This window comes from Cryobacterium sp. MP_M3 (assembly GCF_015752155.1).
GTDB lineage: Bacteria > Actinomycetota > Actinomycetes > Actinomycetales > Microbacteriaceae > Cryobacterium.
In genome coordinates this window covers 1-12,041 of record NZ_JADOVI010000032.1, presented here as the reverse complement: position 1 = coordinate 12,041, position 12,041 = coordinate 1, and the positions used below count along the sequence as shown (strand labels likewise).

Sequence of the window (12,041 nt, the reverse complement as noted above, 5' to 3'; positions counted from 1 at the left end):
TGAGCTGGACATGGTGGGACTTCCTGATTCTCGCCCTACGTCAAACGGCGGAATTGCTCTGAGCTACTGGCCTCAACTCACCCTGACACGTAGGGAGTGCCGTGACCATGCCGATCATGTAAAGGTTGACCGCTAGCTTCATGATTAGTGCGCCCGGGACCACGCCGCAGACGACGGTGCTCGCACACATCGGCTCCAGTAGTCGTTGTACTTCTCGCACGGCATCCGGGTCTTCGCCCGCCACCATTGCTACTAGCTGCCCACGTTCGGCCGGGACACGAGAACCCGACACCGGTGCTTCCACATAGCGACCGCCCGCACCGACGACATCAGCCTCGAGCCGTCGCGAATAGTCGGGAGACATGGTTCCCATTAGCACGATCACGCGGCTCCGCACGTTCTGGGCGAAACTCTCGCTCCCCCGACCGAGGACGAGATCCGTCGAGGCCTCATCGATCATCATCAAGATGATCGTGCCGGCGGCGGCGTAGACCTCGGTCGGGCTCGCAGCGATCGTCGCCCCGAGTTCGGCGAGTGGAGTACATCGCCCGACTGTCCGGTTCCACGCCGTCAGGTCCACGCCTGCCCGAAGCAGATTGAGCGCCATGGGCTGACCCATCACGCCGATGCCGATGAAGCCCACTGTCATCGGAGTCTCCTTTCCACCGTCACCGGGTCGCCGACGAACTCGCTGACCGCCGCGAGCACCCTCGGATCACGGAGGATGCGGCTGTGACCCAGTCCTTGTGTAGTCATCGCGACCAGCCGTCCACGATGCGCCTGGACGATGCGCGCCGACTCGCTTGGATCGACCACGCGGTCGCCGTCGTCGCAGACCACGAGCAGCGGAATCTCGGCAGCGGGCCAGTGGAGCTCTGATACGAGCGCGTGCCACGGGTCGGGTAAGCGGCGGAAGGGGCCACCCGCGAGGCGATCCTTCAGTCGTGGCACCATGCTAGGTGCGAGCCCGACCTGCGACGCGAAGGCATCGACCAACCGCTCTCCGCTGTGCACTCCCGCGATCGACACGATGCTCGACGTGCGCACACCCTGATTGACCGCCAGGAAGGTCGCCAGCGTTCCGAAGGAGTGTGCAACTATCACCTCGAACGGACCGTGCTGCTGAAAGAACGCGTCAATGACGTCCGCGTAGTCGAGCGCCGTGACCTTGCGGCCGCTCGAGGCGCCGTTTGCGGGGGCGTCGAACGCGATGACCGTCCGCTCGGGACGCTCAAGTGTGGAGACCAGTGCGGACAGAGCCGACGCCCGACTGTGCCAGCCGTGCACCAACAGGACCACCTCAGGTCCCGAGCCCCAGGCGTACGACGAGACCCGCTCGCCGCCGATTCGCAGCGCGGAAACGGATGCTGCGTTGTGCACAGCCGAATCACGAGAGTGCACCGACGCCGACCGGCCAACACGGCCGAACACCCGGTACGCAAGCTCGACGGATAGCGGCCCCGGAAAGCGCCCAAGTGCCGACAGCACGGCTTCTGAAGTACTCATGATTCCCAACTAACAATACGATCGTTTGTATTGTAAGGTGATGTCAACACTGAACGCAACGAGCAGCGAGGATCGGTGGATGGTCGTGGATGGGCGGCGGGCGCGCGGCGATGCCTCGCGGCGCGCGATTCTGTCCGTCGCGGTCGACATGGCCTCCCTTCAGGGACTTGAGGGTCTCTCGATCGGGGGCTTGGCAACCAAGGCGTCGGTGAGCAAGGGCGGTGTAGTCGCACTCTTCGGCTCCAAGGAGCAACTGCAGCTGGCGACTGTGGCGGCTGCCGCCGACACCTTCCGCGATCGCGTCGTTTCACGCGGCCTCGCAGAGCGGAGAGGTCTGAGGCGACTGCGCGCCCTAATCGAGGCCTGGATCGAGTACAGCGAGCAACGGGTCTTCGCGGGCGGGTGCTTTTTCGCTGCAGCGAGTGCAGAGCTTGGGTCACAAGATGGGCCGGTCCGCGACGCGGTCGCCGACGCCGTCACCGCGTGGCAGGAGTTCCTTGCCGAGAGTGCGCAGGACGCGATCGATCGCGGCGAACTGGCTCCGCGCCTCGACGCGGACCAGCTCGCATTCGAACTGACCAGCATCCTCTATGGCGCGAACTTCGCCTCACTCCTGTTCAACTCGTCGGAGCCGTACGCGCGAGGCCGGCGTGCAGTCGACGGACTCCTCGAGCTCGGGGTCGATCCGACAGTGTCGCCGCGGCGATGATGCGTGCGGTCCCGGATTCGCCCCGCGAGAGCAACCGGGCGGCTCTTCAGCATGTGCTGGTCACGGGGGGGTTCCCGAGGTATCGGTGCGGCCATCGTGCGCCGCCTCCTCGATGACGGGCACCGCGTGACGTTCACGTATCTGCGGGACACGGACGCCGCACAGCTGTTGACCCGACGAGCGGATCGCGCCCTGGCGATTCGGTCCGATGTCGCCGATCCAGAGCTGGTCGACGAGGTGTTCGCTACCGCGGAGGCGCGGTTGGGACCGGTGACCCAACTGGTGAACAACGCGGGAGTCACCGGTCGCCTCGGGCCGTTCTCCGCCTCGACCGATGCAGAGATGCGAGCCGTCTTCGACGTCAACGTCTTCGGGTTGGCCGCCTACAGTCGCGCAGCAACCAGCCGGTGGGTTCCCTCGGACACCCCTGGGGTGATCGTGAATGTGGGATCCACTGCTGCCGCTACGGGGGCACCGGGTGAGTAGGTCGGATACGCCCCCTCAAAAGCGGCTGTGGAAACATTCACCCGTGGACTGGGCCGGGAGCTCGCGCCACTCGGTATCCGGGTCGTCAACGTGGCGCCCGCGACGACCAATACGCAGATACACGCCTCGGCAGGCGACCCCCAGCGCACGGACCGTGTCGCCGCCTGCGCTCCGATGGGGAGGGTAGCTGACCCGGCGGAGATCGCGGACATTGTCGTGTGGGCGCTCTCCGACCAGGCCTCATACGTCACCGCCTCAACGATTCCGGCCACGGGTGGAAAGTAGACGGCGCACGGACATGTTCCGAGTGGCACGCTGACGTCAAGTGTGCTTTACTTTCTCTATGAGTCAAGTGAGCTTTACATCCACGTCATCTGTCGCCTACGACCACGCCCTGTGGACCGGCTCGGGGCGGTGGCGGGGCGTGCTCGCGATTGTCCTCTTGGTCGTGGCGTTCTTGGTGGTGTCCACGGCGATCACGGTGGCCGCGGCGCTGCTCGATGAGGGACTGGGCAATAAGCCGCAGGGCGCGGCGGCTGCGATCACGCCGATCTCCCTGCTCGCGTTCAACCTCAGCCTCGCCGCACAGTTGCCGATCGCGATGCTTCTGCAGTGGCAATTGTTCGGGGTTCGCCCTCGATGGCTGTCGTCCGTCGAAGGTAGGTTTCGATGGCGATGGTTCGGGCGCCTTGCGGTGGTTCTCGTTCCGCTGTATGCGGTCTACATTGCGTTCACGTTTTTCATCGCTCCGGTGGGCCCGCTGCGCCTTGATGGGAACTCGGTATTGATCCTACTTATCGTTCTCATCACCACGCCACTGCAAGCTGCCGGTGAGGAGTACGCCATGCGCGGTCTCGTTCAAAGATCAATCAGCTCATGGTTCCGAGATGGGCGGGTCGCACTCATCGTCTCGACCGGCTTCGCGGCCGTCATCTTCGCCGTCGCCCACGCGAACGCCGATCCGTGGCAGATGGCCTACTACGTTGTGTTCGGGGTGTCCGCGTCCGTGGCTACCTGGGGAACCGGTGGACTCGAGGCGGGCATCCTGACGCACGGGGTCAACAACCTCTTCATTCTTGCCCCGCTCGCACTCAGCGGCGGGATCGGCGGCATAATCGTTCGGGACGATGAAGGAAATGGAGCGCGGATGCTGGTTCCCATGACTATGGTGGCGCTATCCGCCGTCGTGTGTATTTGGCTGGCGCGACGCTCTCACAACGTGACGCGCTCAGCTCGCCCGATGGCCGAGCAGCCGAACGGTCAGGTATGAACGCGAACACTGATGCCACGGGACCGCCGCGCGCACCGACTTCTCACTATGTCCTCGGCGCGGTGTTCGGGGCGGTCGTGACGATAGCGCTGTCGCTTGCTGTTGGGGCATCGAACCCCGAACACTTCTGGATTGCAGCCGCCATCTGCGCACTTTGCGCGCTGTACCCCTCTGTATCGCTGGGCATGCGGATATTTGTTTCCGAGAACACGATCAGGCGCGACGCGCACGGCGAGGAGAGCGTCGAACTAACCTGGATGCGGCAGGCATCAGCTGGTGCGTTCCTCGACGTGATGGTCACGACGATCGTCGGTTCAGTCCTTCTCATGTTCGCCGGTCCGGTCATCGAGGCGCTGCCGGCCCTCCTTGCATTGATTGGTCTCAGCGCCGTTGATGTCGGGCTTAGATACGCGATCATTCGCCACCGGGCCACGCGGTGAAGAACAGCGTCGCCGAGCGACGACTGGAGCGCGGATGGACCCAGGCCGACCTGGCCACCGCACTCGGCGTGTCAAGGCAGACGGTCATCTCGATCGAGCGCGGCCGATTCGACCCCTCGCTCCCGCTCGCCTTTCACATTGCACGAACATTCAGCTGCACGATCGAGAACGTCTTCGATGACGCCCCCTAAGGCTAAGGGCTACATCCTTGCTGAGACGCCTCGTAACCCTAGGGATATAAGGCGTCTCACGACTCCCGTTTTTCGCCTTTGCAGATCGCCGGAATTGACCGGAATCTTGGGGCGCGGCAATTCGCATAACTACGTCGCATAACCTACTGGTTGGATGGCGGTACTCACCGTTAGTTATGAAACACCCAGGAGCAGAGTGACGAAGCTGATCGGCTACGCGCGCGTATCAACGCGCCAGCAATCCACCGACCGGCAACAGGCCGACATCCTGGCCGCAGGTGTCCGGCGCGACGACCTGTATGTCGACCAGGGGGTCTCTGGCGCTAGAGCAACACGGCCTCACTTCGATCGCGCGCTGGACGCTCTCGAGGATGGCGACACGCTCGTCATCACGACTCTGGACCGGCTGGGTCGATCGACGCAGAACATGCTCGACTTCGCCAAGGAGCTCCGCGGCCGCGGTGCCGGCCTCCGCGTGCTGAACCTGGGCGGCGGCGACGTCGACACCGCGACACCGATGGGGTCCATGCTCTTCACGATCATGGCGGCGCTCGGGCAGATGGAACACGAAATCAAGCGAGAGCGTGTTGTCGACTCCATCGCCAAACGCCGCGCGGCCGGCAAGGATCTGGGCGGTCGCCCACGGATCATCACCGACAGCCAAATTCGCAACGCCCGCCGACTCATCGAAGGCGGAGAGACAGCGGCCCAGGTCGCGCTCGACCTCGGAATGTCCCGAGCGACCTTCTACCGCCGAGCGCGCGCCCTGGGGCTACTCCCAGATCAATCTGATGGCCAGACCCTGACAAGCGACGACGCCAAATAGCGATCATAAAACACCGCCAAGGAGCGCCAACAGTCACACACAAGCACACGGGACAATGGACAGATGGGAGCCGGAGACTTTGATCTGACGATGGATGAGCTACGAGCCGTCGTCAGGCTCGCCGCCGACTGCGCTCAGGAACTACTTCACGAGTTCGAGGCCGTCGCGCCAGACGACACGCGGCCGTGCGGCGCGCTTGTTTGCAGATGGTGCTGCACGGTCGAACCTGCAACGAACGGCCGCTTTCGCTTCGCACCGAGCAGCCAAGGGCGTCTCCGCGGAGACTGCCCAGCTCGCGGCACTTGCCTGCGGTGACGCCGCCGCAGCCGCATATCTGCATCCGATCCCGAAAGCATCGCAGCACATACTCCGAGCCGCCGCATGCGTTGCACGAGTGGCCGAGCTGAGAACGAGCACCACGGACAACGACAGCGTTCGCCTGCTCTCTGAGCGGGCCACTGAACCCTTACCCGCGGTACTGCGTCGGTATCCAGCCGCACCGCTGGGTAGCTCGCGAGTCTCACAGCTCATGAGCGCACTCGATTCAGCGATCCGAGAGCGAAATTAGGGACCGAAACCGCTCCGCCCGAAACGAGGTTCCGATACGCGCGTCGTTTGCGGCGCTCGTCGAAGCGCACGTGCGGAGACGTGCCGGAAACGATCGTTTGCATTTTCTCAATTCATTACTTGAAAGAGATGCGATCTTAACGATATGTTGGCTCTCTACCCGAGGGGAAAATATGATCGTCACCCACTTGAAGCACAGCTACCCCAATCTGGTCGAGGACCTGCGGGCCGGTTCCGCCGCCGGCAATTCCTTCCGTCTCGAAGGACTGACGCGTGGGCAGTGGCCACCCATGTCGACCGCAACGGCCACCGGATATCTCGACTACCTCGTGGGAACGTGGGATGACATCATCATCTCCGCGTTCCTTGTCAACACAATCGTCGTGACTCCCGAAGGAAAGACCATTTTCGATTACGTCCCTGGCAACGAAGAAAAGCCCAGCGACGCATTCGCTTCGATGTTCAGCAGCAATGTCGCGGTCGACCCCGCAGAATGGCTTGTCGGCTGCCCGATCCCGGGCGGACCGTGGAAGCAAGGAGAGTCGCGGAACACCCGTCGCTACGACCTCGAAGCGTACCTGGACGACTATCCCCACCTGGTGTCACGCATCGACCAAGACTTCGGCGGCCGTATGGCCAGTCACCTGCTGGACCACTTTGCCGGCGTCCGCAGCGTTGATTTGAAGGACTACCCCGCGCTGTCGGAAAACGAGTCCGCCGTTGTGACTGGTGGAACTGACGTGACGGTCGTGCGTCAGCCGGGCGGAACCGTTGTCGTGACCATTCCCACGGGTACGCGCGCGCAGATCATGATCGAGCCCTGAGGGTGCCGGCATGGTGATCGTCTCCGCGGCATGCATTTCGTCGCGTTGCATCGACAAGTTCTAACAAAAGCCTCGCCTGATCTGCAGCTCGGCGAGGCTTTGTCGGTGCTGCAGGAGCGCTACGCGCGCACGGCGCGCAGAGCCCTTGAAAATGAGCCGCACGGTTAGGCTCGACGTCTTGGTCCGTTTGGGCCGTGACCAGCAAAAGGGGTAGACGATGGAGCCACTAACAACCTGGATTTGCGACACCTGCGGAGACGCCATCGAAGACGCCACAAAGGGCTTGGTGGTTTGGAACTCAGATGAATCGCTCCGTAAGGACGGTTTCAAAATTGTTCATAAGGGAAAGCACTGCGACCTCGACCGGCGCATGCAGAGCTTGGAAGTGGCCCATTTTGTTGGCCAGAAAGGCCAAGCATCGCTGACGTCTTGGTTGAGCTACGGGCCCATCAAAAACCATGGGAACTCAGCCCGCATTCTCGACATGGACGCCTATGTCGATCTGTTCCGACGCCTACAAACACCCTGGTACGAAGAAGCTCGGCCGTACTTCCAATCAGAGGCGATTCAAGAAGTCTGGGGCGACTCCAATGAGGGTTTCCCGTACGGCCCAGATTCCCTCCAGCAGATTGCCGAGGCAGGCCGCGCAGCTGACTAGCGATCGCTACGTGCTGCGGTCAGGGTAACCGCGTTCGTACGCTTCCCTGTCGGATGAGTATTTGCGGGTTTGGGTGCCAGTCAATATTGCCTTCGGGGGCCACCGATATTGCCACCGGGTGCCAGGCTGTCGCGCTGTTGCACTGTCGGGGGCCACTGGGCGCCCGACCGCGCGAGCCTTGTGCCGCGACCTGACCGGCGGTGTGTTCTCGCATGTTGTGGCCGCCGGTCTCGACCCAGATGGTGTTGTTCACGATGCGGTCCATGATCGCGTCGGCGTGAACCCAGAACCGAGGCGCTGGTGGCCAACATCGACACCTTCGCCTACACAAATGCCGCCCCACAAGCCGGGAAGTGCAATCAATCGAAGGAACTCTGGCTGGGTCTCAAAGACCATGTCCTTACCTATGACGGCGCCCAGCGAAATTCCCCAGTCCTGCCTTTTGAGGTGGGCTATATCGCGGCCTCAATTTTGTCCATGATCAGATTCAACTCACTGAGCTGAGCCACGGCACTAGAGGGATCGTTGAGCACAGCAGCATTCAAGCTCACGAGACCCGATCCCACGGAATTGTTCACATCCCACGGCAGATCTGCCGTCACTGCGAGGTCACCCACGGTGCGTGCAGTACCGCCCACTTCAGCCGCGAGATTCGGCGTGTCGGCGCTGAGGGAGCGCACGTATGCGATCCCGTCCCTGAGCGTTGATATCTCTGTGTAGCTGCCCACAGCCTCTTGTGTCGGCGCTGGCGCTGAAGCTGGAGCTGGAGCTGACGGCACTGCGGCATCCGTCGATGCTGCACACCCGCTCAAAAGCAACACGCCGATTACAAGAAATCCCCCGAGTTGTCTCATGCTCGAACTCTAGCGGCCTGCCGCTTGCTGAGGTGATCGCCCATACGCGCCGGCACGGTCACCGAGGCGATTGCCGACGCCGGCTCCCGCGACAGCCATTTCGCCTGTCGATTATCAGACAGGCAACGCCTTGACGAACTTCTGTAGTGCGGCGGCGGCAGGGATCCCGACTTGCATCTGGACTGAATCGGCCATCCCAGTTCCGGCGACGAGGAATGCGGTATACGGGAGTGGATCGAGTATCGGAGCGAGCATCTTCGCTTTGGCCCGAGTCGCATAGCCGACCCGGCGACCTTTGCCGTAAACAGCCACTGCGTTCGCGTCGTGCTTGTTTCGCGGTTCGCGGATCAGTAGGTACTCATTCCCACCGTGTGCATAGAGCCCGTCCTGGGTCGCCGAATAGGCGGAGCCGACGATGCGATACTTCGTAGCCGGTATCGAGCGAAGGTCCAGTACCTTGAGCTTCGATACGTCGACAACCTTCTTCTTAACGGTGGAGCGCACCTTCGGCTCCGGCGGCTCCAAGGCGCGCGCGGCATCGTTCTCAGCGACGCGAGCTTTGAGCTCCTCCACGGTGAAGGTCTCGACGACGCTCTCGTCACGAGAGGTCCTCGTGATCGTGATGTGCGGTGCCAGCTTCGGGGTGAGCGGTGGCGGTGCGGACGTTTTGCGGCCGAAGAGCGATTGGAGGATCCCCATGGACCGGAGCCTACTGGCTCGTGCCAGGCATCGCGGCGTTATCCCAGGACCGGATTGCTGCGTTGGTCCTCCCATCTACGATCTGAGCGAAGCGCTTCCAATCGTGGACCACATCAGCTCCGGCTTTGAACGACAGCGTCGTCGTTTTACCGCTGATGTCGTACGCCGTCATTTCCCCGGTGAGGGACTGAAGCCCGCTGACCCGTTTGGTGAGTTCATGGAGGGTCGTGGCGAGGTGGCGCAGGTCGCGGCCTAGTCGGAGGGGTTCACCCGGCTCTGGGAGTGGTCATCGAGCTCGAGGGCGACCGCGCGGGTGAGAGCGTCCTCGGCGGGAAGCGCGGCCTGTTCAGCGGGCGAGAGCTCGTAACGGGAGACAGCGATCGGCTGGGTGGTGCCGGCGAGTGCGTACCGGACCACGGACTCGTTTTTGTCAGCGACCAGGAGCATTCCCACCGTGGGCTGGTGCTGCGGCTTCCGCAGCCGATCCTCAACGAGGGCGACATAGAAGCCAAGTTGGCCGGCGTCGCGCGGATCGAATTTCGTAGTCTTCAGCTCAATGACCACATACCGGAGTTGATCGACGTGAAAGAACAGCAAATCGGCGAAGAAGTCATCGCCGTCGACATCGAAGTGGACTTGGCGTCCCACGAACGCAAACCCGGGGCCGAGCTCGCGGAGTGTGTCGATGATGCGCTCAACGAGTCGGTCCTCCAGCTCTCGCTCAACGGCATCCCCATCGATCGCAAGGAATTCGAGCGTGAACGGATCCTTAGTGATCTGCTGAGCGAGCTCTGAGTCGCTTTGTTCGAGAGCGTGCAGGAAGTTGGACGGAGCTGCGCCCTCGCGCAGGTGCAGATGGGTGGTGATCTGGTGAGCCAACACCGGACGGCTCCAGCCCTGCGCGATGTCCTTGGCGCTGTACCACTCGCGCAGTTCGGGATCGTCGAGCTTGTCAAGCAGCTCGATGACATGGCCCCAGGGCAATTCGCCAACGGGTCGTTGGCGAATTGAGTCGTGTTCGGGCCACGCCTCGGCGAACCGGCGCATGTACCTGAGGTTCGCCGGCGAGAACCCCTTCGCGGTCGGGAACTCTGCACGCAGATCCGCGGAAAGCTGGACCAAAACCTTACTGCCCCACGCGGCCGTCTTCTGTCGCTCGATAATCGCCGCTCCGATCTGCCAATAAAGCCTGAGCAGTTCGGTATTCACCCGGCGCTGGGCCATGTAGCGCGCCTCATGCACGAGCCGCTTGATGCTCTCAAGCGTGGCAGCGTAGTCAGACGGGACGATGGAGCTCATCCCTCAACGCTAATGGAGGTCCGCCGCCCATGCCCGCAGCAGACAGCCGGGACTCAGAGTGTGGCCAAGTGCCGGTAGATCACGGGGCGAGAGCCTCAAAACTCCTCGGCGATGTGCTGGACGGTGACGGCCCACCTGCCGTCGGCGTCCATCTCCTCATACATCTCGCGGGCTAGCTTGACCTGGCGAGGACCGAGCTGTGCAGGCGAGTATGGAAATTTGTGCAGACAACTTCGAAAGTGCCTGTTCAGTGCCACCATCCGGCGTGGCGCCGGAATGACTACCGCGTACCGCGTAGTACTGTGTGATGCGTTGAAGGAGATACATGGACACCACGCAGCTGCTCAAAGGAGTGCTCGACGTCGCGGTGCTCGCCGTGATTCAGGAAGAAGACGGCTACGGCTACGACATTGTGCGGCGCCTGCGCGCTGCCGGCCTCAAAGAGGTGGGAGACGCCTCGGTTTATGGAACCCTTCGGCGCCTCTATACCGCGGGTGCATTGTCAACCTATGTCGTGCCCTCCGATGGCGGCCCGCACCGCAAGTACTACGGAATCAACACTGAGGGACGGACCATGCTTGCCGAACAACGAGCCAGCTGGACTCGGTTCGCCAACACACTGTCACTCCTCCTTACAGAACAGCACCAGCCCACCGCTACCATCCGCACGATTGGGGACAAGTCATGAGCACGACCACCTCACCCACCCTGGCCATTCGTGATTTTGCCGCTGCCGTGCGCGCCGCGCTCAGCGACCTTCCCAGTGAAGATGTCGAAGAGCTCACGGACGGACTTGAAGCGGATTTGACCGAGCAAGCCGAGGATCTCGATGCGCAAGGTTTCGATCCGGGCGATGCTGTCGGCTACGCCGACGAGTTGCGGGCCGCGGCCGGGCTACCAGTCAGGGGAAAGCCGCGGCTCCCGTCGGCCTGGACCGCCAACAAACTTCGCACCTGGGCCAGCGCACAGCGATCGAACCTCGCCCGTAAGGCACGATCGACTGTGATCGGCTCGCACACCCTGGACTTCTTCATCTCACTCCGACCGTTCTGGTGGGTGCTGCGGGGCTGGGCCCTCTACAAGGTCATTACGGCTCTAGTTATCGGCAACAGCATTGCCAGTACTTTGCCGTCGAATGGCGTTGAGTGGGTTCTGCTCCTGCTATTCGTCACCGTCAGCGTGCAATGGGGACGGGGACGATGGCTGCCCTGGTCCTGGCTGCCACCGTTTAGGACACTGATCAGTGTCTGCTCGATCATCGCGCTGCCATTTCTTCTTGTGCTCGCCACACCGTGGAATAGTGCGGCCGACCAATACGTGGAGGACTACGTTCCACCAGGTCTGCTGCTCGACGGCAACGAGGTCTTCAACGTGTTCGCCTATGACTCAGACGGTCAACCTCTCACCGGCGTGCAGCTCTTCGACCAAGATGGAAAACCACTCACGACAGTCGGTGATCCGAACGCCACACCGTGGGTCACCACATGCGGCGACGACGGGACGGAGGTCATCTTGGTCCCCAGCTCCGACGTGCCGGGCAGAACCGGTTGGAACGTTTTCCCCCTTAACACGGTCGACTCGGTGGACAATAACTCGCAACCCAGTGGCGAGCCCGACTGAGCTGCCGCGGATATCTCGGACAGTGGGCCCTCTTAAAATGAGGGTTCACTGAAAGTAGAGATCAGCATGGCCGCAGCACGTAGGCGTTTCAC

The 12,041-nt window shown here is 62.4% G+C and carries 15 protein-coding genes and 2 pseudogenes; 12 read left to right on the top strand and 5 right to left on the bottom strand.

Annotation, left to right across the window (positions count from 1 at the left end; translation table 11 throughout):
- Positions 1 to 40: 40 nt before the first annotated feature.
- Positions 41 to 649, bottom strand: coding sequence for an NAD(P)-dependent oxidoreductase (locus IWX89_RS17965; protein WP_196904903.1), 609 nt, complete (start codon positions 647 to 649; stop codon positions 41 to 43).
- The gene (locus tag IWX89_RS17960; protein WP_196904902.1) at positions 646 to 1,506 is read right to left on the bottom strand and encodes an alpha/beta fold hydrolase; all 861 of its coding nucleotides are present in this window, start codon (positions 1,504 to 1,506) and stop codon (positions 646 to 648) included. The genes IWX89_RS17965 and IWX89_RS17960 overlap by 4 nt, the downstream gene beginning before the upstream one ends.
- Before the next feature lie 40 nt (positions 1,507 to 1,546).
- On the opposite strand from IWX89_RS17960, the gene IWX89_RS17955 reads away from it, so the two are divergent.
- The 10 genes and pseudogenes from IWX89_RS17955 to IWX89_RS17900 form a co-directional block, all read left to right on the top strand.
- The gene (locus tag IWX89_RS17955) at positions 1,547 to 2,215 is read left to right on the top strand and encodes a TetR/AcrR family transcriptional regulator (RefSeq protein WP_231383474.1); all 669 of its coding nucleotides are present in this window, start codon (positions 1,547 to 1,549) and stop codon (positions 2,213 to 2,215) included.
- A gap of 51 nt (positions 2,216 to 2,266) precedes the next feature.
- Positions 2,267 to 2,986, top strand: a pseudogene (locus tag IWX89_RS18680) (SDR family NAD(P)-dependent oxidoreductase).
- A 139-nt stretch (positions 2,987 to 3,125) separates the two neighbouring features.
- On the top strand, positions 3,126 to 3,971 hold the full coding sequence (locus IWX89_RS18850; protein ID WP_196904899.1) for a CPBP family intramembrane glutamic endopeptidase: 846 nt from the start codon (positions 3,126 to 3,128) through the stop codon (positions 3,969 to 3,971).
- Positions 3,968 to 4,411, top strand: a complete 444-nt coding sequence (locus IWX89_RS17935; protein ID WP_196904898.1) for a hypothetical protein — start codon at positions 3,968 to 3,970, stop codon at positions 4,409 to 4,411. Before IWX89_RS18850 ends, IWX89_RS17935 begins: the two co-directional genes overlap by 4 nt.
- Positions 4,408 to 4,602: a helix-turn-helix transcriptional regulator gene (locus IWX89_RS17930; RefSeq protein ID WP_196904897.1), complete on the top strand. Its 195-nt coding sequence runs from the start codon at positions 4,408 to 4,410 to the stop codon at positions 4,600 to 4,602. The genes IWX89_RS17935 and IWX89_RS17930 overlap by 4 nt, the downstream gene beginning before the upstream one ends.
- 196 nt (positions 4,603 to 4,798) lie before the next feature.
- Positions 4,799 to 5,428 (top strand): recombinase family protein, encoded by a 630-nt coding sequence (locus tag IWX89_RS17925; RefSeq protein WP_196904896.1) that lies wholly within the window; start codon positions 4,799 to 4,801, stop codon positions 5,426 to 5,428.
- A 740-nt stretch (positions 5,429 to 6,168) separates the two neighbouring features.
- Positions 6,169 to 6,819: a hypothetical protein gene (locus IWX89_RS17920; RefSeq protein ID WP_196904895.1), complete on the top strand. Its 651-nt coding sequence runs from the start codon at positions 6,169 to 6,171 to the stop codon at positions 6,817 to 6,819.
- Positions 6,820 to 6,849: 30 nt separating this feature from the next.
- Positions 6,850 to 6,987, top strand: coding sequence for a hypothetical protein (locus tag IWX89_RS17915; protein WP_196904894.1), 138 nt, complete (start codon positions 6,850 to 6,852; stop codon positions 6,985 to 6,987).
- 49 nt (positions 6,988 to 7,036) lie between these two features.
- A complete protein-coding gene (locus IWX89_RS17910; protein WP_196904893.1) occupies positions 7,037 to 7,477 on the top strand; it encodes a hypothetical protein in 441 nt (146 codons plus the stop codon).
- A 270-nt stretch (positions 7,478 to 7,747) separates the two neighbouring features.
- A pseudogene (locus IWX89_RS17900) lies at positions 7,748 to 7,885 on the top strand (DNA/RNA non-specific endonuclease); the annotation flags it as partial.
- A 44-nt stretch (positions 7,886 to 7,929) separates the two neighbouring features.
- On the opposite strand, the gene IWX89_RS17895 reads toward IWX89_RS17900, so the two are convergent.
- From IWX89_RS17895 to IWX89_RS17885, 3 genes are all read right to left on the bottom strand, one after another.
- A complete protein-coding gene (locus tag IWX89_RS17895; RefSeq protein ID WP_196904905.1) occupies positions 7,930 to 8,205 on the bottom strand; it encodes a hypothetical protein in 276 nt (91 codons plus the stop codon).
- Between the two features lie 240 nt (positions 8,206 to 8,445).
- Entirely contained in the window at positions 8,446 to 9,030 is a 585-nt protein-coding gene (locus IWX89_RS17890) for an HIRAN domain-containing protein (RefSeq protein WP_196904892.1), read from the bottom strand.
- A 252-nt stretch (positions 9,031 to 9,282) separates the two neighbouring features.
- A complete protein-coding gene (locus IWX89_RS17885) occupies positions 9,283 to 10,329 on the bottom strand; it encodes a YhcG family protein (protein WP_196904891.1) in 1,047 nt (348 codons plus the stop codon).
- 325 nt (positions 10,330 to 10,654) lie between these two features.
- Between IWX89_RS17885 and IWX89_RS17880 the strand changes: the two genes are divergently transcribed.
- Positions 10,655 to 11,017, top strand: coding sequence for a PadR family transcriptional regulator (locus IWX89_RS17880; protein ID WP_134425494.1), 363 nt, complete (start codon positions 10,655 to 10,657; stop codon positions 11,015 to 11,017).
- The gene (locus tag IWX89_RS17875; protein WP_196904890.1) at positions 11,014 to 11,949 is read left to right on the top strand and encodes a hypothetical protein; all 936 of its coding nucleotides are present in this window, start codon (positions 11,014 to 11,016) and stop codon (positions 11,947 to 11,949) included. Before IWX89_RS17880 ends, IWX89_RS17875 begins: the two co-directional genes overlap by 4 nt.
- The last annotated feature ends 92 nt before the right edge of the window (positions 11,950 to 12,041 follow it).